Source organism: Spirillospora sp. NPDC127506, assembly GCF_040302145.1.
GTDB lineage: Bacteria > Actinomycetota > Actinomycetes > Streptosporangiales > Streptosporangiaceae > Spirillospora.
Genome location: NZ_JBEORG010000030.1, coordinates 34,392 through 56,073 on the forward strand (window position 1 = coordinate 34,392; position 21,682 = coordinate 56,073).

At 72.4% G+C, this 21,682-nt stretch carries 14 protein-coding genes; 10 read left to right on the forward strand and 4 right to left on the reverse strand.

The window, feature by feature from the left end:
- Nucleotides 1–136 precede the first annotated feature (136 nt).
- On the forward strand, nt 137–5,602 hold the full coding sequence (locus ABTW95_RS25445; RefSeq protein ID WP_500227585.1) for an ATP-binding protein: 5,466 nt from the start codon (nt 137–139) through the stop codon (nt 5,600–5,602).
- On the opposite strand, the gene ABTW95_RS25450 is transcribed toward ABTW95_RS25445, so the two are convergent.
- From ABTW95_RS25450 to ABTW95_RS25460, 3 genes are read right to left on the reverse strand one after another with little or no spacing between them, the layout of a single operon-like run.
- Nucleotides 5,571–7,574, reverse strand: a complete 2,004-nt coding sequence (locus ABTW95_RS25450; RefSeq protein WP_500227586.1) for a DUF6807 family protein — start codon at nt 7,572–7,574, stop codon at nt 5,571–5,573. The genes ABTW95_RS25445 and ABTW95_RS25450 overlap by 32 nt on opposite strands.
- A complete protein-coding gene (locus ABTW95_RS25455) occupies nt 7,571–8,617 on the reverse strand; it encodes a mandelate racemase/muconate lactonizing enzyme family protein (RefSeq protein WP_396446490.1) in 1,047 nt (348 codons plus the stop codon). The genes ABTW95_RS25450 and ABTW95_RS25455 overlap by 4 nt, the downstream gene beginning before the upstream one ends.
- 9 nt (nt 8,618–8,626) lie before the next feature.
- The gene (locus ABTW95_RS25460) at nt 8,627–9,514 is read right to left on the reverse strand and encodes an NAD-dependent epimerase/dehydratase family protein (RefSeq protein WP_500227587.1); all 888 of its coding nucleotides are present in this window, start codon (nt 9,512–9,514) and stop codon (nt 8,627–8,629) included.
- Between the two features lie 145 nt (nt 9,515–9,659).
- Here ABTW95_RS25460 and ABTW95_RS25465 point away from each other — a divergent pair, with 145 nt between their 5' ends.
- The 9 genes from ABTW95_RS25465 (at nt 9,660) to ABTW95_RS25505 (ending at nt 20,885) form a co-directional block, all read left to right on the forward strand.
- Nucleotides 9,660–10,622, forward strand: coding sequence for a LacI family DNA-binding transcriptional regulator (locus ABTW95_RS25465; protein ID WP_396446492.1), 963 nt, complete (start codon nt 9,660–9,662; stop codon nt 10,620–10,622).
- The gene (locus ABTW95_RS25470; protein WP_396446494.1) at nt 10,619–11,581 is read left to right on the forward strand and encodes an aldose epimerase family protein; all 963 of its coding nucleotides are present in this window, start codon (nt 10,619–10,621) and stop codon (nt 11,579–11,581) included. The genes ABTW95_RS25465 and ABTW95_RS25470 overlap by 4 nt, the downstream gene beginning before the upstream one ends.
- Before the next feature lie 208 nt (nt 11,582–11,789).
- On the forward strand, nt 11,790–12,782 hold the full coding sequence (locus ABTW95_RS25475; protein WP_396446496.1) for a carbohydrate ABC transporter permease: 993 nt from the start codon (nt 11,790–11,792) through the stop codon (nt 12,780–12,782).
- Entirely contained in the window at nt 12,766–13,626 is an 861-nt protein-coding gene (locus ABTW95_RS25480; RefSeq protein ID WP_396446497.1) for a carbohydrate ABC transporter permease, read from the forward strand. The genes ABTW95_RS25475 and ABTW95_RS25480 overlap by 17 nt, the downstream gene beginning before the upstream one ends.
- A 56-nt stretch (nt 13,627–13,682) precedes the next feature.
- A complete protein-coding gene (locus tag ABTW95_RS25485; RefSeq protein WP_500227588.1) occupies nt 13,683–14,945 on the forward strand; it encodes an ABC transporter substrate-binding protein in 1,263 nt (420 codons plus the stop codon).
- A 91-nt stretch (nt 14,946–15,036) separates the two neighbouring features.
- Nucleotides 15,037–16,320: a Gfo/Idh/MocA family protein gene (locus ABTW95_RS25490; protein ID WP_396446499.1), complete on the forward strand. Its 1,284-nt coding sequence runs from the start codon at nt 15,037–15,039 to the stop codon at nt 16,318–16,320.
- Nucleotides 16,320–17,396, forward strand: a complete 1,077-nt coding sequence (locus ABTW95_RS25495; RefSeq protein WP_396446500.1) for a dienelactone hydrolase family protein — start codon at nt 16,320–16,322, stop codon at nt 17,394–17,396. The genes ABTW95_RS25490 and ABTW95_RS25495 overlap by 1 nt, the downstream gene beginning before the upstream one ends.
- A 309-nt stretch (nt 17,397–17,705) precedes the next feature.
- The gene (locus ABTW95_RS25500; RefSeq protein ID WP_396446501.1) at nt 17,706–19,286 is read left to right on the forward strand and encodes a right-handed parallel beta-helix repeat-containing protein; all 1,581 of its coding nucleotides are present in this window, start codon (nt 17,706–17,708) and stop codon (nt 19,284–19,286) included.
- A 54-nt stretch (nt 19,287–19,340) separates the two neighbouring features.
- On the forward strand, nt 19,341–20,885 hold the full coding sequence (locus ABTW95_RS25505; protein ID WP_396446502.1) for a pectate lyase family protein: 1,545 nt from the start codon (nt 19,341–19,343) through the stop codon (nt 20,883–20,885).
- A gap of 48 nt (nt 20,886–20,933) precedes the next feature.
- Here ABTW95_RS25505 and ABTW95_RS25510 read toward each other — a convergent pair whose 3' ends face one another.
- Nucleotides 20,934–21,671 (reverse strand): glucose 1-dehydrogenase, encoded by a 738-nt coding sequence (locus tag ABTW95_RS25510; RefSeq protein ID WP_500227589.1) that lies wholly within the window; start codon nt 21,669–21,671, stop codon nt 20,934–20,936.
- Nucleotides 21,672–21,682 lie beyond the last annotated feature (11 nt).

Genomic DNA, 21,682 nt, shown 5'->3' on the forward strand with positions numbered 1-21,682 from the left:
TGCAGGTTTCCCACAACTGCGGGCGCTCAGCGTGCGATGTCTGCGACATGGCGCTACGGGCCGGTAGGCGGAAAGGTTGCACCGTCGGGGGGCACCGTCCCGCGGTGTGCAGTGGTCTACAGGAGGGCTCGGTCGGGTGTTCAGTCGTGTCGCCATCGTCAACCGCGGTGAGGCCGCCATGCGGCTCATCCACGCCGTACGGGACCTCGCCGCCGAGACCGGCGCGAGGATCGAGACGGTCGCGCTGTACACCGACGTCGACCGCACCGCCACCTTCGTCCGCGAGGCCGACCTGTCCTACGATCTCGGTCCCGCGTCGGCGCGGCCGTACCTCGACCTGGAGGTGCTGGAGCGCGCGCTGGCCGAGACGGGGGCCGACGCGGCGTGGGTCGGCTGGGGGTTCGTCGCCGAGGACCCGGCGTTCGCCGAGCTGTGCGAGAAGACCGGCGTCACGTTCGTCGGGCCGAGCGCCGAGGCCATGCGCCGGCTCGGCGACAAGATCGGCGCGAAGCTGATCGCCGAGGAGGTCGGCGTGCCGGTGGCGCCGTGGAGCCGCGGCGCGGTGGGCACGCTGGAGGAGGCGCTCGACGCGGCGGCCCGGATCGGCTACCCGCTGATGCTGAAGGCGACCGCGGGCGGCGGCGGGCGCGGCATCCGCGTCATCACCACCGAGGCCGAGCTGGCGGACGCCTACGAGCGCACCAGCCAGGAGGCCGCGCGGGCGTTCGGCAGCGGCGTCGTGTTCCTGGAGCGCCTGGTCACCGGCGCGCGGCACGTCGAGGTCCAGGTGATCGCGGACGGCGAGACCGCGTGGGCGCTCGGCGTGCGCGACTGCTCGGTGCAGCGCCGCAACCAGAAGGTCATCGAGGAGTCGGCGTCGCCGGTGCTGAGCGCGGCGCAGGCCGCCGAGCTGAAGGCGTCGGCCGAGCGGCTCGCCGTCGCGGTCGGCTACCGGGGCGCGGCCACCGTCGAGTTCCTCTACCACCCCGGCGACCGGCTGTTCGCGTTCCTTGAGGTCAACACCCGGCTGCAGGTCGAGCACCCGATCACCGAGTGCACGACCGGGTTCGACCTCGTCCGGGCGCAGCTGCACGTGGCGGCCGGCGGCCGGCTGGAGGGCGAGCCGCCGGTGGAGCGCGGGCACGCCGTCGAGGCCCGGCTGAACGCCGAGGACCCCGACCGCGACTTCGCGCCCGCACCCGGCCGCATCGCCCGGCTGGACCTGCCCGCCGGGCCGGGCATCCGGGTGGACACCGGGGTCCGGGAGGGCGACACCATCCCCGCCGACTTCGACTCGATGATCGCCAAGATCATCGCGCACGGCCGGGACCGGGACGAGGCGCTCGGCCGGCTGCGCCGGGCGATGGCGCAGACCACCGTGATCATCGAGGGCGGCGCGACGAACAAGAGCTTCGTGCTCGACCTGCTCGACCGCCCCGAGGTGGTCGGCGCGAGCGCCGACACCGGCTGGATCGACCGCGTCCGCGCCGAGGGCGGCCTCGTCTCCCACCGGCACTCCGCGGTCGCGCTCGCCGCCGCCGCCATCGAGGCGTACGAGGAGGGCGAGGCCGCCGCCCGGCAGCGGCTGCTGGCCACGGCGTCCGGCGGGCGCCCGCAGGTGCGGCACGAGAGCGGCCGGCCGCTGGACCTGAAGCTGCGCGGCGCCGGCTACCGGGTGCGGGTGGCGCGGGTCGGCGCGCAGCGGTTCCGCGTCGCCATCGAGGCGGGCGAGGACGTGCGCACCGCCGACGTCGAGCTCGACCGCTTCGACCGGTACAGCGGGCAGATCACCGTCAACGGCGTCCGGTACCGGCTGCTCACCGGCACGCACGGCCCGGTCCACCTGGTCGAGGTGGACGGCGTGACGCACCGGGTCAGCCGGGACGAGGGCGGCGTCGTCCGCTCCCCCGCGCCCGCGCTGGTCGTCGCGACGCCGCTGGAGGCGGGCGCCGAGGTCGAGGCGGGCGCGCCGGTGCTGGTGCTGGAGAGCATGAAGATGGAGACGGTGCTGCGGGCGCCGTTCCGGGCGCGGCTCAAGGAATGCGTCGTGTCGGTGGGCAGCCAGGTCGAGACGGGCGCGCCGCTGCTGCGGCTGGAGCCGCTCGCCGACGACGGCGCCGAGGACGCCGCGTCCGGCCCCGCGGTCGAGCTGGACCTGCCCGCCGCGCCCGCCGCGGTCCCGGCGCGGCGGCGCGCCGCGCGCGGCCAGGAGGATCTGCGCAGCCTGCTGCTCGGCTTCGACGTCGACCCGCACGACGAGCGCCGGGTCCTCGACGACTACCTCGCCGCGCGGCAGGCCGCCGCCGCCGACGGGCACCGGCCGCTGGCCGCCGAGCTGGCGCTCATCGAGGTGTTCACCGACCTGGCCGAGCTGAGCCGCAACCGCCCGGCGGGCGCCGGGGACGGCGGCGACGGCGCGGACGGCCACGTGCACAGCGCCCGCGAGCACTTCCACGCCTACCTGCAGAGCCTGGACGCCGAGCGGGCCGGGCTGCCGCCGGCGTTCCGGGCCAGGCTGGAGACGGCGCTCGGCCACTACGGCGTCACCGGCCTGGACCGCACCCCCGAGCTGGAGGCCGCGCTCTTCCGGATCTTCCTCGCCCAGCAGCGCGCGTCCGCGGACGCCGCGGTCGTCACCGCGCTGCTGCGCGCGTGGCTGCGCGAGCCGCCGCCGGCGGAGGCGCTGCGCGAGCCCGCCGGCCTCGCGCTGGAGCGGCTGATCGCCGCGACGCAGGTCCGCTTCCCGGTGGTCTACGACCTGGCGTGCGGCGTGGTGTTCGCCTGGTACGCCCAGCCGCTGCTGCGCCGCAACCGCGCCCGCGTGTACGCCGACGTCCGCCGGCACCTGCGCCACCTGGACGCGCACCCCGACGCGCCGGACCGCGCCGAGCGCATCGCCGAGATGGTGCGCAGCACCGAGCCGCTGGTGCGGCTCCTCGGCCAGCGGCTCTTCCGCGGCAACTGGAACAACGCCGTCATGCTGGAGGTGCTGACCCGCCGGTACTACGGCAACAAGGGCCTGACCGGCGTCCGCACCCGCGAGGCCGGGGGCTGCGAGTTCGTCGTCGCCGAGCGCGCCGGCTCGTGCCTGGCGTCCGCCGCGGTGAGCTTCGAGGCGTTCGGCGGGGCGCTGCGCGGACTCGCCGAACTCGCGGACGGCAAGGACTCCGTCGACGCCGACATCTACCTCTCCTGGGAGAACCAGCCGGACGACTTCGACGCGATGGCCGCCGCGCTGCACCGGGTCATCGCCGCGCACCCGCTGCCGGAGCGGGTGCGCCGCGTCACCGCCACCGTCGCGGGCAGCAGCGGCGCGGTGATGCACCACCACTTCACGTTCCGCCCGTCCCCCGCCGGGATGGCCGAGGAGCGGCTGATCCGCGGCCTGCACCCGCACATCGCGGAGCGGATGCGGATGGAGCGGCTGCGCGAGTTCGACCTCACCCGGCTGCCGTCGTCGGACGAGGAGGTCTACCTCTACCAGTGCACCGCGCGGGACAACCCGTCCGACGAGCGCCTCGTCGCGTTCTCGCAGATCCGCGACCTGACCGAGCTGCGCGACCACGACGGCAACCTGCGCACCCTGCCGACCGCCGAGTTCACCGTCGCCACCTGCCTGGACTCGATCCGCCGCGCGCAGGAGCGGCGGCCGTCGAAGAAGCGGCTGCCCACCAACCGCATCGTGATCTACGTCTGGCCGCCGAGCGACCTGACCCGCGCGGAGCTGGAGATGCTCGCCGAGCGCATGCTGCCGACGGCCGCGGGCGCCGGGCTGGAGGAGATCGAGTTCATCGCGCGGCGGCGCGACCCGCGGACCGGCGAGCTGGCCAAGGTCGCCGTCCGGGTCTCCTTCGACGCCACCGGCGGCACCACGCTGAGCGTCGGGGAGCCGTCCGACGAGCCGGTCGAGCCCGTCGACGGCTACCGGCAGAAGGTGCTGCGCGCCCGCAGCCGCAACACCGTATACCCGTACGAGCTGACGGAGGTGCTGGGCGACTTCGCCGAGCACGACCTCGACGAGGACGGCCGGCTGGTGCCGGTCGACCGGCCGAAGGGCCGCAACACCGCGGCGATCGTCGCGGGCGTCGTCACCACCCGGACCCGGCGGCACCCGCAGGGCGTCACCCGGGTCGTGCTGCTCGGCGACCCGACGAAGGCGCTCGGCGCGCTGTCGGAGCCGGAGTGCCGCCGGGTGATCGCCGCGCTGGACCTGGCCGAGCGGATGGGGGTGCCGCTGGAGTGGTACGCCCTGTCCGCCGGCGCCCGGATCTCGATGGAGTCGGGCACCGAGAACATGGACTGGGTGGCGGCGGCGCTGAAGCGGATCGTCGAGTTCACCCAGGACGGCGGCGAGATCAACGTCGTCGTCGCGGGCATCAACGTCGGCGCGCAGCCGTACTGGAACGCCGAGGCGACGATGCTCATGCACACCAAGGGCGTGCTCGTGATGACGCCGGACTCGGCGATGGTGCTCACCGGCAAGCAGTCGCTCGACTTCTCCGGCGGCGTGTCGGCCGAGGACAACTTCGGCATCGGCGGCTACGACCGCGTCATGGGCCCGAACGGGCAGGCGCAGTACTGGGCGCCGAACCTGGTCGCCGCGCGGGACATCCTGATGGCGCACTACGACCACACCTACGTCGCACCCGGCGAGGACGCACCGCGCCGCGCGGAGACGGCCGACCCCGTCGACCGCGACATCTCCGACTTCCCGCACACCGTGGAGGGCAGCGAGTTCACCACCGTCGGCGAGATCTTCTCCGCCGAGGCCAACCCGGACCGCAAGAAGCCGTTCGACATCCGGACCGTGATGCGGGCGCTGTCCGACCAGGACCACCCGGTGCTGGAGCGCTGGGCGGGCATGGCGGACGCGGAGACCGCGGTCGTGCAGGACGTCCACCTCGGCGGCATGCCGGTGTGCCTGCTCGGCATCGAGTCGCGCGCGGTGCCGCGGCGCGGCTTCCCGCCCACCGACGGCCCCGACTCCTACACCGCCGGGACGCTGTTCCCGCAGTCGTCCAAGAAGGCCGCGCGGGCGATCAACGCGGCCAGCGGCAACCGGCCGCTGGTGGTGCTGGCGAACCTGTCGGGCTTCGACGGGTCGCCGGAGTCGCTGCGCAAGCTGCAGCTGGAGTACGGCGCCGAGATCGGCCGCGCGATCGTGAACTTCCGCGGGCCCATCGTGTTCTGCGTGATCTCGCGCTACCACGGCGGCGCGTTCGTGGTGTTCTCCAAGGCGCTGAACCCGAACATGACCGTCCTGGCGCTGGAGGGGTCGTTCGCCTCGGTGCTCGGCGGCGCCCCGGCCGCGGCGGTGGTGTTCTCCCGGGACGTCGACGCGCGAACCGCGGCCGATCCGCGGGTCCGCGAGCTGGAGGCCCGCGTCGCGGCGTCCACCGGCCCGGACCGGGCGGCGCTGCTCGCCGAGCTGGACGAGCTCCGCTCGTCGGTGCGCGCGGAGAAGCTCGGCGAGGTCGCCGCGGAGTTCGACGCCGTGCACGACATCCGCCGCGCGGTCGAGGTCGGCTCGGTCGACGCCGTCATCCCGGCCGCCGAGCTGCGCCCGCGCATCATCGAGGCCATCGAGTCCCGCCTGGCGTGACCGGGTCAGGGCGGGACGAGGGTCCCGCCCCGGCTTCGGGGAACGCGCCGGGTTCGCGGTCGCGCAGGGCCGTCGCCGCGGCGGCGAGGCCGCGCGCCCGGTCGGGGGTCAGCCGCCCGTCGGCGACGACCACCGTGACCGCCCGGTGCAGGCGGTCCGGGACGGTCAGGGGCTCGTCCCAGGCCAGGGCGGGGCCGGCGCCGGGGTATTCGGCGACCCGCACGAACCACGGGTCGAGCCCGGCGGTCTGGACGAACAGCAGGCTCCAAGCGTCGGAGGTCAGCGCCAGCCAGGGCGTGACGCTGCCGTGCACGGCCTTCTCTCCGGACGCCTCGCCGGTGAAGGCGGCGAGGCCGGAGGAGTCCTTGGGCGCGCGCCAGAAGAACCCGCCGTAGCCCGCCCCGGCCCGGCCCTTGCACGCCGAGCTCTGGATGACGAGCGGCCGCCCGGTCCGGCCGGTCAGCGTGAAGGCGAAGTCCAGCGCCCACCCGCCCGGGACGGGACGCGCGGTCAGGGTGCGCTCCTCGGCGGCCAGGACGGTGCCGTCCGGGCCGGTCCAGTCGAGGCTCTCCGCGTAGCCGCCGTCGACGGGCCGGAGCTCGCGGCGGCGCTGCCGCCCGTGGTTGGGGAGGATCTTCGGCCCCTCGCCGGGGACGTAGGTGGAGCCGCCCCAGAAGTTGACGCCGTCGACGTCGGAGATCGCGACGCCCGCGCCGAAGTGGTGGACGTGGTCGTCCGGCTGGACCTCGGTGACGACCGTCCCGCCGAGGGTCCGGACGGGGTGCAGATGCGGCCGCGGCGCGTCGGTGGCCCGCAGGTCCCCGCGCTGGACGTAGGCGGCGACCTCCCGCGCGCCGGCGCGCAGGACGGTCTCCGGCCACGGGGCGTCCACCGTCCCGAGGCTCTCGGGGAAGCCCAGCTCGGAGAGGGTCTTGAGGTCTTCGGCCGCGCGGACGACCAGGCCCTCGATGCCGGGCAGGACCAGCCGGGACGGCTCCGCCCGGACGAACCGCCCGCCGACCGGCTCCGGTTCGGGGGCGAGCCGGATCGCGTCGAGCAGCCGGGTGAAGCCGCCCGTGCGCGCGAGCGGCACCAGCGGCTCCGTGCCGTCCCGGACGTGCGAGAGGAGGTCGGCGAGCAGGTCGGCGCGGCCGTAGCCGGTCCGCACCCCGTCGTCGGTCTCGATCTCGTCGAGGGTGTAGAACAGCCGCGCCGAACGCGTCTCGCCGTGGAGGTGGAGGTAGGGCTCGGTGCGCCGGCCGGAGCACAGCGAGACGGTGATCGCGACGACGGTGCCGTCCGCGAGGCGGAGCCGGGCGCTGGAGGTGTCGTCGGACTCGATCGCGTTGGCTCGGTACAGCTCCAGCTCCACGCCGGCGATCGAGTCGACCGTGTCCGCTCCGGCGACGGCCAGGGCGGAGGCCACGGCGTGGGCGAACGGGTTGGTGAGGGCCCCGTCCATGACGTCGACGCCGTCCAGCCGGCGGCGCCCCGCCCAGGCCGAGCGGGTGTAGTAGCCGAACGGGCGGGTCCACGCCCCCGCGACCCCGATGGCGCGGACCGGCTCGCCGAGCACCTCCCGCGCGGCCGCGATCGCCGCCGAGCCGAGCGACTGGAAGCCGACCTGGCAGGCCAGCCCGGTCTCGGCCGCCGCCGCGGAGATCGCCTCGAACTCCGCGACCGACGGCGCGGGCGGCTTCTCCAGCAGCACGTGCGCCCCGGCCCGGAGCGCGGACACGGCCAGCGGCGCGTGCGTGTGGATCGGGGTGGCGATCACCGCGACCTCCGCGCCGGTCTCCCTGATCAGCGACGGGAGGTCCGCCGCGGCGGGCACGCCCAGCCCGGACGGCGGCCGGACGTCGCACACCCCGGCCAGCTCGGCGCGGCCCGCCGCCGCCAGCCGCCGGACGTTCTCCAGGTGGTTGCGCCCGTAGCCGTGCACCCCGGCGACCACGACCCTCACCGGCCTCACCGCGACCACCTCGTCGGCGCGCCCGTCGCCCGCAGCTCCGCGCCGGCCAGCTCGACCGGGGGCGGATCGGCGAGCAGCCCGAGGTCGGTGAGCGTGGCGTCCTCCGGGTGCTCCACCATCGCGGGATGGTGCAGGGCGAGGGCCAGCTGCCCCGACAGCTCGGTCAGCAGATGCGGGTAGACCGGCACGTCGAAGGCGCGGGCGAGTTCGGCGACGCGCAGGAACGGGGTGATCCCGCCGACCCGCACCACGTTCGGCTGGACGACGTCGCACGCCCCGGCCGTCAGCAGGTCGCGGAAGCCGTGCACGGTCGCGACGTTCTCGCCGACCGCGACGGGCGTGCCGATGCTCCGGCGCAGCTCGACGTGGGCGGCGAGGTCGTCGGCGGGCAGCGGCTCCTCGACCCAGAACAGGTCGAACCGCTCCAGCGCCCGCAGCGCGGTCCGGGCCCGGTGCAGGTCCCACCGCTGGTTGGCGTCGATCATCAGCGCCGTGTCCGGGCCGATGACCTCCCGGACGGCCGCGACCCGCTCGACGTCCTCGGCGAGCGAGGGCCGGCCGACCTTGATCTTGACGGCGGGGTACCCGGCGGCGGCCCACCGCTCCGCCTGGGCGGTCAGCTCGTCCAGCGGGTAGTGCAGGTTGATGCCGCTGCCGTAGAGCGGGACGCTGTCGCGCCTCGCGCCGAGGACGTCCACCAGGGAGCGGTCGCCGCACTCCAGGTCCCACAGCGCGAGATCCACCCCGGCCATCGCGATCGGGACGATCCCGGACCGCCCCGCCTCGCCGAGATGCGCCGACAGCTCGTCCCAGATGGCGCCCGGGTGCGCCGGAAGCCCGATCACCGCGTCGCGGACGTCGTGCTCCAGCAGCGCCTTGACCGCGTGCGCTCCGATCTGCGGAGTCCAGGAGATCCCGGTCCCGGAGCGCCCGTCGTCCAGCGTGAGCGTGACCGGCAGGACGTGGTTGTGCTGGACGTCCGCCCCCCACGGCCGCGCCAGCGGCACCGACCGCAGCTCCACCCGCAGATCCTCGATCATCATCGCGGCCCCTCAGGCGAGTTCGGTGCGCCAGCTGCGCTTGGCGGTCCAGCCGAGCAGCCGCTCGGCCTTGGCGGACGAGAACGCCGGGGACGTCCCGGTGAGCGCGGCGGCGGCCTCCTCGGTGCCGGGGACGAAGCGGGGCAGCAGCTCGGCCAGCGGCTCGCGGGCCAGCGCGTCCCCCGCCCCGGCGAAGAACACCTCGCCGTTGCGCTCCAGCACCGGGAGCTGGGCGAGGAGGGCGCCGATGAACTCGCCGGCGTCGCGGGCGTCGAGGTAGTTGAACAGCGACACGCCGCCGATCTCGGGCCGGTCCAGCCGCTCGCGCACGGTGTGCCCCGACTGGGTCGGCGCGCCCTCCCACTCCTCGGGCGCGATGACGAAGCAGGGCCGGAACGCGGCCATCCGCGTCCCGGTCGCCGAGCGGGCGAACGTCTGCACGGTCTGCTCGGCGACGAGCTTCGACAGGCTGTAGACGTTCCAGGGCCGCGGCGGGTGCTCCTCGTCCAGCGGCAGGTAGTCGGGCGTCCAGCCGCCGGGCGCACCGTAGCCGAGCACCGTCGGGCTGCTCGCGACGACCAGCTTCGGCACCTCCAGCGCCACCGCGGCCGCGCAGACGTTGAACGCCAGCTGCGTATTGACCCGGAAGGTCGTGGCGTCCGTCCGGCCGAACGGGACGGCGATCGCGGCGAGGTGCACCACCGCCTCCGGCCGGAACCGGGTGAGCGCCGAGTGCGCCTCGCCGAGATCGGTCAGGTCGGCCGGCAGCGCCTCGGCGGCCTCCCGCGGGGTGCCGGGGGCGCTGTCGACGCCGATCACCTCGTGTCCGGCCGCCGCCAGGGTGGTGACGACGCTCCGGCCCAGTCGGCCCGCGCTTCCGGTGACGAGCACTCTGCTCACCGCATGGACTCCTCAGCTCGCTGCAACCAGTTGCAGTAACGATTGCGCCAGCATCCCCGCCCCGTCAAGTGAGCCTTGTACGACCAGCAGAAATGACGTGAATGATCACTCCGAACGTGCAAACGGTTGCGTTAAGCTTGTCGCCATGGCAGTGACTATCCGGGACGTCGCGCACGCGTGCGGCGTGCATGTGTCCACGGTGTCGCGGACGTTCTCCGCGCCGCACATGGTGAACGCCGAAACGCGGACCCGGGTGCTGGCGGTGGCCGAGCGGCTCGGCTACCGGCCGAACCGGGCGGCGCGGTCGCTCACCACGGGCCGGACCGACAACCTCGGGCTGATCGTGGCCGATCTCGCCAACCCGTTCTTCCCGCCGCTGATCAAGGCGGCGCAGGCCGCCGCCCGCGCCCAGGACTACCACCTGTTCGTCGCCGACACCGACGAGGACCCCGCCAAGGAGGAGGAGCTCGTCATGGCCTTCTCCAAGCAGGTGGACGGCATCGTGCTGTGCAGTCCCAGATCGTCCAACAAGGCGCTGGAGCGGCTGGTCGAGACGATACCGTTCGTGCTGGTCAACCGGCGGCTCCGCGGCGTGACGACCGTCGTCATGGACGTCGCCCGCGGCGCGCGCACCGCGATGGAGCACCTCGCCGGGCTCGGCCACCGGCGCGTCGCGCTCGTGTCGGGGCCGTCCGGCTCCTGGACCAGCGGCGAGATCCGCAGGGCCGTCACCGACGTGCCCGGTCTCGAAACGGTCGTCATCGGCCCCAACGCGCCCACCGAGGAGGGCGGCGTCGCCGTCGCCGGGCGGGTGGCCGCCGCCGGCGTGACCGGCGTGCTCGCCTACAACGACCTCGTCGCCATCGGCCTCATCGAAGGGCTGGACGAGATGGGCGTCGCGGTGCCGGACGACATCAGCGTGATCGGCATCGACGGCTCCATCACCGGGCGCCTGTACCGGCCCAAGCTCACCACTGTCGCCATGCCCACCGCCGACGCCGGGCGCATGGCCGTCGATCTGCTCATCAAATCGATGAGTGCGGCCACCGTGCTGGAGACGCACCTGGTGGTCCGCGAGTCCACCGCTCCCCCGAAAGGACTTCCATGACCAGTCCCGACATCGCGTTCGGCGCCACCCCGGAAGGCGAGAAGGTCGAACGGCACGTGCTCGACAACGGGCGGCTGCGCGTCGCGGTCCTCACCTACGGCGCCACCGTCCAGCGGCTGGAGCTGGCCGACGGCGCGAACGTCGTGCTCGGCCTCGACACGCTGGACGACTACCTGACCCGCAGCCGCTACTTCGGCGCCGTCGTCGGCAGGTACGGCAACCGCATCGCCCGCGGCAGGTTCACCCTCGACGGCACCGAGTACCGCCTCCCGGTCAACGACGGCGAGAACAGCCTGCACGGCGGCGTCCGCGGCTTCGACAAGCGGGTGTGGCGGGCCGAGCCGGCGGGCCCGGCGGAGCTGCTGCTGAGCCTGGTGAGCCCGGACGGCGACGAGGGCTACCCCGGGACGCTGACGGCGAGCGTCCGGTACCTGCTGGACGGCGACGCGCTGCGGCTGGAGTACCGGGCCACCACCGACGCCCCGACCGTGGTCAACCTGACCAACCACTCCTACTTCAACCTGGCCGGCTCCGGCGACGTACGAGGTCACGTGGTGATGCTGGAGGCCGACCGGTACCTGCCGGTGGACGAGGGGAAGATCCCCACGGGCGAGCTCGCGCCGGTCGCCGGGACGCCGTTCGACTTCACCGTCCCCACGGAGGTCGGCGCGCGGCTCGGCGGCCGCTACGACCACTGCTACGTCCTCCAGGGCCGGGCCACGGTCACCGATCCCGGCAGCGGGCGCTCGATGGAGGTCACCACCACCGAGCCGGGCGTCCAGTTCTACACCGGCCACATGCTGGACGCCGGCGCCACCCCGTACGGGCCGTTCGCGGGGCTGTGCCTGGAGACCCAGCGCTTCCCCGACGCGCCGAACCGGCCGGACTTCCCGTCCGCGGTCCTGCGCCCCGGCGAGGAGTACGCCTCGACCACGGAGTACCGGTTCAGCCTCTCCTGAGCGACTGCAAACGGTTGTAGTAACAAGCAGCGGGGCCGGAGCCAGCCAGATTGGGCTCCGGCCTCGACTCGTGCCCTGACCTCGAAATACACGGAAACGGGCACCCTCGGTCAGTGAGGAATCTCACTGCAAAGGGTTGACGACATCTCCGGCTTCGCGCTAAGAAAGCGCTATCTCAAACCAGCTACCACTCACCGAAGGGCCAGTGATGACGTCGAGGCCCGCCGCGGCGGACACGGTGACGGGTACGGCCGAGCCCGCGGCCGCGCCCCCCGTGCGGACGGCCGCGCGCCGCACCGCCCGCCGGAAGAGCTCCCGCGCCCGCTCGCAGGCGTGGGCCGGCTACCTGTTCCTGGCCCCCTGGTTCATCGGCCTGTTCGCCATCACGCTCGGCCCGATGATCGCCTCGCTGTACCTGTCGTTCACCGACTACAGCCTGCTGAGCGAGGCCCACTGGGTCGGCCTGGACAACTACGACAAGATGTTCACGGCCGACGACCGCTACATGAACTCCCTGAAGGTCACGACCACCTACGTCGTGGTCTCGGTCCCGCTGCAGCTGGCGTTCGCGCTCGGGCTGGCGCTGGCGCTGGACAAGGGGCTGCGCGGGCTGTCGTTCTACCGGTCGGTCTTCTACCTGCCCTCGCTGCTCGGCGGCAGCGTGGCGATCTCGATCCTGTGGAAGAAGATCTTCGGTACGGACGGGATCGTCAACACGTTCCTCGGCTGGTTCGGCTACACCGGCCAGGGCTGGGTCACCAGCCCCGACACCGCGCTGTGGACGCTGATCGTGCTGCACGTCTGGACGTTCGGCGCGCCGATGGTCATCTTCCTCGCCGGGCTGCGGCAGATCCCGCAGAACCTCTACGAGGCGGCGCGGGTGGACGGCGCCGGCCGGATCCGGCAGTTCCGGTCGATCACGCTGCCGCTGCTCACGCCGATCATCTTCTTCAACGCGGTGCTGGAGGTCATCAAGTCGTTCCAGTCGTTCACGCAGTCGTTCGTCGTCAGCGGCGGCAACGGCGGACCGGTCGACTCGACCCTCTTCTACACGCTCTACCTCTACCTCAAGGGCTTCAAGAACTACGAGATGGGATACGCGGCCGCCATGGCGTGGGTGCTCCTGCTCATCATCGGGGCCCTCACCGCCGTCAACTTCCTCATGTCTCGATTCTGGGTCTTCTATGGCGACGACAAGTAAGCGCGTGCCGGTGCTGTTCCGGCCCGCCTCGCGGCTGACCAAGCACGCCCTGCTGATCGTGTTCGGGCTGTTCATGCTCTACCCGCTGCTCTGGATGGTCTCCAGCTCGGTCAAGCCGGAGGAGCTGATCTTCCGGGAGCCCGGGCTCGTCCCGACGGAGGTGACCGGCGCGAACTACTCCGGCGGCTGGGACGCGCTCAAGCACTCCTTCGGCTACTACCTGTGGAACTCCGCGGTCATCACGTCCCTCGCGGTCGTCGGCAACCTGGCCGCCTGCTCGCTCGCGGCCTACGCGTTCGCGCGGCTGGAGTTCCCGCTGAAGAGGCTCTGGTTCGCCGTCATGCTCATCTCGATCATGCTGCCGCACCACGTGACGGTCGTGCCGCAGTACATCGCGTTCAGCAAGATCGACTGGATCAACACGATCTGGCCGATCGTCGTGCCCAAGTTCCTGGCGACCGACGCGTTCTTCATCTTCCTGATGGTGCAGTTCATCCGCACCCTCCCCCGGGAGCTGGACGAGGCGGCGGCCATCGACGGCGCGGGGCACTTCCGCACGTTCCTCCAGGTGGTGATGCCGCTCTGCGTCCCGGCGCTGGCCACCACGGCGATCTTCACGTTCATCTGGACGTGGAACGACTTCTTCACCCAGAACCTCTACCTGACCAATTCCGACAAACTCACGGCCCCGGTCGCGCTGCGCCAGTTCATGGACTCCAGCGGCGACTCCTCCTGGGGGCCGATGTTCGCGATGTCGATCATCTCGCTCGGCCCGATCTTCGGTTTCTTCCTGGCCGGCCAGAAATACCTCGTCCGCGGTGTGGCGACCACCGGCCTCAAATAGGAACCGAATCCCCCGAACCCCTCCTCCCCCATTCCCGTCCCCCGGAGGTACAACAGATGAAGCGCATTCTGGCGGCCGCGGCCGCCACCCTGCTCGCGGTGTCGGCCACCGCGTGCGGCAGCGGCGACGACGGCGAGTCGGGCGGCAAGACGAAGGTCGTCTTCTCCTACTGGGGCAGCGACTCCCGGCAGAAGCTGACCGAGGCGGCCATCGCCGAGTTCGAGCGGAAGAACCCCTCGATCGACGTCGAAGGCGACTTCTCCGACTGGGACAGCTACTACGAGAAGCTGGCCACCAAGGCCGCTGCGGGCGACGCGCCGGACGTCATGACGATCGAGATCCGCGGGCTGGCCGAGTACGCGGGCCGCGGCATGCTCGCCGACATGAACGGGAAGGTGAACACCGCCGGCCTCGACCAGGGCGTCATCAAGGCCGGCCAGGTCGACGGCAAGCAGTTCGCGATCCCCACCGGCGTCAACGCGTTCCCGATGATCGTCAACACGGCGACCCTGAAGAAGTACGGCCAGAAGGTACCGGACGACAAGACGTGGACGTGGGACGACTACATCGAGACGTCCCAGAAGGTGACCGAGAAGAGCGGCGGCAAGGTCTGGGGCACCGAGTACAACGAGAACCCCGCGTTCCTGCAGATCTACGCCGCGCAGCGCGGTGAGCAGTTCTACTCCGGCGGCAAGGTCGCCCTCTCCGAGCAGACCATCAAGGACTGGTGGGCGCTCCTGCAGAAGATCATCGACACCAAGGCGGGGCCCAGCGCGGCCGAGATGCTGGAGACCGGCACCAAGGTCGACCAGGCGCTGCTCGCCACCAACGAAAGCGCTTTCGGGAGCTGGTGGAGCAACCAGCTCGACGCGCTGACCAAGGGCTCCGGCCAGGACCTCGACCTGCTGCGCATGCCGAAGGCGCCGGGCGCCACCGCCTCCGGCATGTTCCTGCAGCCGGCCATGTACTACACGATCTCGGCCAAGACCGAGCGGGCGGAGGCCGCCCAGAAGTTCGTCGACTTCCTGGTCAACGACCCCGCCGCCGGCGCGATCCTGCTCAGCGACCGGGGCCTGCCGACCAACGCCGAGGTCATCGCCGCGATCAAGGGCAAGCTGTCCCCGGCCGACCAGAAGGTGCTGGAGTTCATGGACTCGATCAAGAGCGACCTCAGCCCGATCGTCGTCCCGCCGAAGGGCGCGATGGAGATGGAGGACATCCTCAAGCGCGCCACCGACTCGGTGCTGTTCGGCAAGGCGCAGCCCGACGAGGCGGCCAAGACCTTCCTGACCGAGGCCAACGGCGCGCTGTCCCAGTAGAGGCCCCGTCGCAGGCGAACCCGCGACGAGCCGTGCGGCCCGTGAAGACGGCCGGGCCGCACGGCGCCACCCCCGCTCTCAGGAGTCCCCCATGCGATACGCCTTCGTCGGGCTCGGCCACCGGGCGCAGATGTACGTCGACGCGCTGCTCGGCGCGTGGAGCGACACCGGCGAGATCGCCGCGCTCTGCGACCCCAACCGGACGCGGCTGCGCTACTACCTGGACCTGATCGGCCGCGAGGTGCCGTGCTTCGCGCCCGAGGACTTCGGCGCGATGCTCGGGCTCGCCGACGCGGTCGTGGTCGCCACCGTCGACGCCGCGCACGCCCGCTACGTGGTCGAGGCCCTCGACGCGGGCAAGGACGTCATCGTCGAGAAGCCGCTGTGCACCACCGCCGAGGACTGCGCGGCGATCGCCGCCGCGGCCGAGCGGAGCGCCGGCAGGCTGATCGTCACCTTCAACTACCGCTACTCGCCCCGCAACAGCGCCGTCCGCCGGCTCATCATGAACGGCGCGATCGGCGACGTCACCTCCGTGCACTTCTCGTGGGCGCTCGACACCATCCACGGCGCCGACTACTTCCGCCGCTGGCACCGGGACAGGGCGAACTCGGGCGGCCTGCTGGTGCACAAGGCCACCCACCACTTCGACCTGGTCAACTGGTGGATCGACGACGCGGCCGCGTCCGTCTACGCCCAGGCGTCCCTGCGCTTCTACGGCGCCGGCAACGCCCGGGCGCGCGGGCTCGCCGCCCGTCCCGCGCGGGCGTTCGACGCTCCGGGGCTCGGCACGGACCCGTTCCTGCTGGACATGTCCGCCGACCCCCGGCTGAAGCGCCTCTACCTGGACGCCGAGCACGAGGACGGCTACATCCGCGACCAGGACGTGTTCGGCGAGGGCGTGACGATCGACGACAACATGGCGGTCCTCGTCCGGTACGAGCGCGGCGCGCTGCTCACCTACTCGCTCAACGCCCACGCGCCCGCCGAAGGGTACCGGGTGCTGTTCAACGGCACCGCGGGACGGCTGGAGCTGGACGTCGTCGAGCGGGCGTGGACACCGCCGCACGCCGCGATCGACCCGACCGCGTCGGGGAAGGAGCACGCCGAGGGCGCGTCCGAGCGGCTGGTGCTGCAGCGGCACTGGGAGAGGCCGGAGGAGGTCCCGGTCGAGCGGGGCGCCGGAGCGCACGGCGGCGGCGACGCGCTGCTGCTCGACGACGTGTTCCGCGGCCCCTCGGAGGATCCGCTGGCCCGCCGGGCCGGGTACCGCGCGGGGGTCGCGAGCGTGATGATCGGCGTGTCCGCGAACCTGTCGGCGGCGACCGGCGCCCCCGTCGCCCTCACCGCCGGCGGGACCAGGAGGGCGGGCTGATGCTCGGCGAGTTCGCAGGCCTGGCGGAGATCGCCGCACGCGACCTGGGCCTGTTCCCGCCGCCGGGGCCCGGCCTGCCCGAGCGGCTCCGCGACGCGCTGGGCGTCCTGGAGCTGAGCGCCCGCGACGTCCGGGTCGAGCGCCGCTGGACCGATGCGGGGCTGGCTGGAGAGGAGCTGTCCTGGACGGTCGGGTTCGGCCCGCGCACCCGCGCCTACCTGCTCCGCCCGGAGGACGCCGCGGGCCCGCTGCCGGGGGTCGTCGCGATGCACTGCCACGCGGGGATGAAGTGGGCGGGCAAGGACAAGATCGCCGACGGGCCGGAGCCGCCGGTCGCGGAGATCGTCCGGCTGCGCGCCGCGCTCTACGGCCGCCGCGCCTACGCGGGCGAGCTGGCCCGCCGCGGCTTCGCGGTGCTCGCCCACGACGTGTTCGCCTGGGGCAGCCGCCGCTTCCCGCTGGCCGGGACCGGCGGCGACCCGGACCGCTACGACCGGGCCGCCCGCGACCACGAGCACGTCCTGGCGAAGTCCTGCGCGCTGCTGGGCACCTCGTTCGCGGGCGTCCTCGCCTCGGAGGACCTCGCGGCCGCCGCCTACCTGCGCTCCCGGCCCGACATCGGGTCCGTCAGCGCGATCGGCCTGTCGGGCGGCGGGGCGCGCGCCGCGCTGCTGGGCGCGCTCGACCCCGGGATCGCCGCGGTCGCGGTGGCGGCGATGGTCGCGTCCTTCCGGGACTTCCGCGACGAGCACGTGGCCGCGCACTCCTGGATGCTGTTCCCGCCCGGCCTGACCCGCCTGGCCGACTGGCCCGGCGTGGTCGCGGCCCGCGCCCCCGCACCGCTCATGGTCCTCTACGCGACCGCGGACCCCCTCTTCCCCGCCGAGGGCATGCGGCGCGCCCACCGCCAGATCACCGCGGCCTACCGGAATGCGCCCGGCCATTACACCGGCGCATTCTTCGACACCGCCCACCAATTCGACCGGCCCATGCAGGACGCGGCCTTCAGCTGGCTCAGCGAAACCGCCGCGCAATTCTCCCCCGCCGGCCATATGAAAGAACGGCAGGTTCATTGACGCGTTCCGGGTGAACGCCTACCGTGTGAGAAAGCGCTTTCTTTAGCACCGGACCGCCGACCCGTCCGGTCCGCCCCCCGCCACGAAGCGGCCGCATCGCCGCAGCCGCAGCCGCCACAGAAGGGCCCCAGCCATGCGCCCGCTCCCCCGCCGGCGAGCCCCGCCGCCCCCGCCGGAAACCACCCAGGAACAGCGATCCGATGCGGCGGAATGCGCCGGTGACCCGACCATCGCCGCCCCCGCGAGTTCTCCGCCGCGCCTTTCCCCCGAAATCTGGGTCGGCCAAGCCGACCGAGCTTGGAGACGACAATGCAAAGGACATCCTTCATCGCCTGCGGCACCCTGCTGGCGGGCGCGCTCGTCGCGCTGACCGGAAACGCGGCGCAGGCCGACACCGTCCGGTACGAGGCCGGGGAGCCCCCGGCGGTGTGCAGCGGGACCATCGACTCCGACCACGGCGGCTACTCCGGCCGCGGGTTCTGCAACGGCGACAACGAGGTCGGCGCCTACGCCCAGTTCACAGTGAACGCCCCGGCCGCGGGCACGGCGACCTTAAGGGTCCGGTTCGCCAACGGCACCGGCACCGCGCGGCCCGCGGACGTCACGGTGAACGGGTCCGCGACCGGGTCCGCGTCGTTCGAGAGCACCGGCTCGTGGGACACCTGGGCGACGAAGACCCTCACGGTGCCGGTGCACGCGGGCGGCAACACCGTCCGGTTCACGCCCACCACCGCGAACGGGCTGCCCAACATCGACTACATCGACGCCGAGACGGACGGCGGCGACACCCAGCCGCCCGGCGGCGACGTGCTCTACGTGGCGCCCAACGGCAGCGACGGAGCGTCCGGGACGCAGTCGGACCCGACGACGCTCACCTCGGCGATCGGCCGGATCGCCCCCGGCGGCACCATCTACATGCGCGGCGGGACGTACCGCTACTCGCAGACGATCACCATCCCGCAGGGCAGCGGCGGCACCTCCGGCGCCCGCACGCGGCTGTCGGCCTACCCGGGCGAGACGCCCGTCCTGAACTTCTCGGCCATGAGCGAGGACTCCGCCAACCGCGGGCTCGCGGTCAACGGGTCGTACTGGCACGTGTACGGCATCGTCGTCGAGCACGCCGGCGACAACGGCATCTTCGTCAGCGGCAGCAACAACGTCATCGAGCGCGCGGTGACGCGCTTCAACCGCGACACCGGGCTCCAGCTCTCGCGCAGAAGCTCCGACACCCCGCAGAGCCAGTGGCCGTCCAACAACCTCATCCTGAGCTCGGAGTCGCACGACAACGCCGACTCCGACGGCGAGGACGCCGACGGGTTCGCCGCCAAGCTGACCTCCGGCCCCGGGAACGTCTTCCGCTACGACGTGTCCCACAACAACATCGACGACGGCTGGGACCTCTACACCAAGGACGAGACGGGCCCGATCGGCGCCGTCACCATCGAGGACTCCCTGTCCTTCGGCAACGGCACGCTCAGCAACGGCGGACAGGCCGGGAACGGCGACCGCAACGGCTACAAGCTCGGCGGCGAGGACATCCCGGTCGACCACGTCGTCCGGCGGTCCTTCGCCGTCGGCAACGGCCACCACGGGTTCACCTACAACCGGAACCCCGGCTCGATGACGATCTCGGACAACGTCAGCATCGACAACGAGGAACGCAACTTCTCCTTCGACGCGGGCAGCTCCGTCTTCCGGAACAACACCTCCTGCCGCTTCGACGGCGACGGGTCGAACGACAAGACCGCCGGCAACGCGGACGGCTCCAACCAGTTCTGGACCGGCTCCAACGGCTCCCGCTGCGGGTCCTACGCCGGCTCCCTCGGCTGGTACTTCGCCTCGGACGGGCACCTCGTCGTCACCTTCGGCGGCCGGACGGCCACGCCGTAGCCCAGCCGCCGGGACCAGCGCACAGAACCGGCACACACGGAAGGAAAGGCGAGCATGAGACGGAAATCGGCACTGAGACTCTCCGCGGCGTCGGCCGCGGCGGCCCTCGCGGCGACCGCCGGCGTGGTCCTGTCGACGCCGCAGACGTCGGCGGCGGCCGGGGGCGCGACCGGCTACGCGACGCAGAACGGCGGGACCACCGGCGGCGCGGGCGGGCAGACCGTCCGCGCCACCACGGGCACCGCGATCCACGCGGCGCTGTGCAACCGGGCCAGCAGCAGCACCCCGATCACCATCCAGGTCGAGGGCACGATCAACCACGGCAACACCAGCAAGGTGTCGGGCGACAGCTGCAACACCGCCGACGACAAGATCGAGCTCAAGGACATCAGCAACGTCACCATCGTCGGGGTCGGCGGCGGCGCCGTCTTCGACCAGCTGGGCATCCACATCCGCCAGTCCAGCAACATCGTCATCCAGAACGTGACCGTCCGGAACGTCAAGAAGTCGGGCTCGCCCACGTCCAACGGCGGCGACGCCATCGGCATGGAGAGCGACGTCCGCAACGTCTGGGTCGACCACGTCACCCTGGAGGCGTCGGGCGGCGAGGACGAAGGGTTCGACGGGCTCTTCGACATGAAGAACAACACCCGGTACGTGACGCTGTCCTACAGCATCCTGCGCAACTCCGGCCGCGGCGGGCTCATCGGGTCCAGCGAGAGCGACACGTCGAACGGCTTCGTGACCTTCCACCACAACCTGTACCAGAACATCGACTCGCGCACGCCGCTGCTGCGCGCCGGCACCGCCCACACCTACGACAACCACTTCGTGGGCCTCAGCAAGTCGGGCATCAACTCCCGGGTCGGCGCGCACGTGAAGGTGGAGAACAACTACTTCGAGGACTCCAAGGACGTCCTCGGCACCTTCTACACCGACGAGCTCGGCTACTGGCAGGTCAGCGGCAACATCTTCGACAACGTGACCTGGAGCCGGCCCGGCGAGGAGAACCACCCGGCCGGCCCCAACGTGCAGTCCAACACCTCGGTCAGCATTCCGTACTCCTACAGCCTCGACGGAGCCTCCTGCGTGCCGGACATCGTGAGCCAGACGGCCGGCGCCAACAAGGGCCTGCGGGTGTCGGACGGCAACTGCACACCTCAGTCGCCGGACCCGACGCCGACGCCTACCGACCCCACGCCCACCGACCCCACGCCGACCGATCCGCCCAGCGGGACGAACCTCAGCATCGGCGCGGGCTCGGATGGATCGAGCAAGGCAAGCGGGACGAGCTACGGCAACGTCCGGGACGGTGACATGAGCACCTACTGGTCGCCGAACGGCTCGACCGGCTCCATTTCGATCAAGTGGGGCTCCGCCACCACGGTGTCCAAGATCAACATCCGGGAGGCGGCCGACGCCGTGGGCAACATCGGCTCCTGGCAGGTCCTCGACCACGACACCGGCGCCGTCCTGGCCTCCGGCAGCGGCGCGGGCGTCATCGCCTTCTCCCCGGTCTCGCTGCGGAAGATCACCTTCAACATCACCGGCTCGAACGGCACCCCCAGGGTCGCCGAGTTCGAGACCTACGCCGCCTGACACCGTCGCCGGGCACCCGGCCTCCCCTCTCCCGGGTGCCCGGCGCGGTCAGGCCTTGTGCGGGATCTGGCTGACGGTGCCCCCGTCTATGACGAATTCGGAGCCGGTGGCGAAGGACGATTCGTCGCTGGCCAGGAAGACCACGAAGGAGGCGACGTCTTCGGGCTGCCCCGGGCGTCCGAGCGGGATCGGGACCATGTCGTCCGGGATGCCCTCGGTGATCGGGGTGCGGATCAGTCCCGGGTGCAGCGAGTTGACGCGGATCCCGTGCGGGGCGAGTTCGACGGCGACCGACTTGGTCAGGCCGCGCAGGCCCCATTTCGAGGCCACGTAGCCGTGCGCCCAGGACGTGCCGCGGAGGCCCTCGATGGAGGAGTTGTTGATGATCGAGCCGCCGCCGGCCGCGATCAGCGCGTCGGTGGCCGCGCGGATGCCGAGGAACGGGCCGGTGAGGTTCACGTCGATGATCCGCTGCCATTTCTCCAGCTTGAACCGGTTGATGGCGGCGCCGTTGGCGATCCCCGCGTTGTTGAAGAGGACGTTCAGGCGGCCGAACTCGCCGACGGCCGTCTCGACCGCGGCCGCCCAGTCCTCGGGGCGCGTCACGTCGAGGTGCACGTAGCGGGCCGCGTCGCCCAGCTCGTCCGCGACGGCCCCGCCCTCGTCGTCGAGGATGTCGCCGATCACGACCCTGGCCCCCTCGGCGGCCAGCGCGCGGGCGCCGGCCGCTCCGATGCCGCGCGCGCCTCCGCTGATCAGGGCGACCTTCCCGGCCACGCGTCCCATCACTGGTCTCC

Bases quoted from the DNA above. Each gene is read 5' to 3' on its own strand.
- ABTW95_RS25455 (WP_396446490.1), bottom strand. From the start codon at position 8,617: ATGATGATCGAGGATCTGCGGGTGGAGCTGCGGTCGGTGCCGCTGGCG.
- ABTW95_RS25465 (WP_396446492.1), top strand. From the start codon at position 9,660: ATGGCAGTGACTATCCGGGACGTCGCGCACGCGTGCGGCGTGCATGTG.
- ABTW95_RS25470 (WP_396446494.1), top strand. From the start codon at position 10,619: ATGACCAGTCCCGACATCGCGTTCGGCGCCACCCCGGAAGGCGAGAAG.
- ABTW95_RS25475 (WP_396446496.1), top strand. From the start codon at position 11,790: ATGACGTCGAGGCCCGCCGCGGCGGACACGGTGACGGGTACGGCCGAG.
- ABTW95_RS25480 (WP_396446497.1), top strand. From the start codon at position 12,766: ATGGCGACGACAAGTAAGCGCGTGCCGGTGCTGTTCCGGCCCGCCTCG.
- ABTW95_RS25485 (WP_500227588.1), top strand. From the start codon at position 13,683: ATGAAGCGCATTCTGGCGGCCGCGGCCGCCACCCTGCTCGCGGTGTCG.
- ABTW95_RS25490 (WP_396446499.1), top strand. From the start codon at position 15,037: ATGCGATACGCCTTCGTCGGGCTCGGCCACCGGGCGCAGATGTACGTC.
- ABTW95_RS25495 (WP_396446500.1), top strand. From the start codon at position 16,320: ATGCTCGGCGAGTTCGCAGGCCTGGCGGAGATCGCCGCACGCGACCTG.
- ABTW95_RS25500 (WP_396446501.1), top strand. From the start codon at position 17,706: ATGCAAAGGACATCCTTCATCGCCTGCGGCACCCTGCTGGCGGGCGCG.
- ABTW95_RS25505 (WP_396446502.1), top strand. From the start codon at position 19,341: ATGAGACGGAAATCGGCACTGAGACTCTCCGCGGCGTCGGCCGCGGCG.
- ABTW95_RS25510 (WP_500227589.1), bottom strand. From the start codon at position 21,671: ATGGGACGCGTGGCCGGGAAGGTCGCCCTGATCAGCGGAGGCGCGCGC.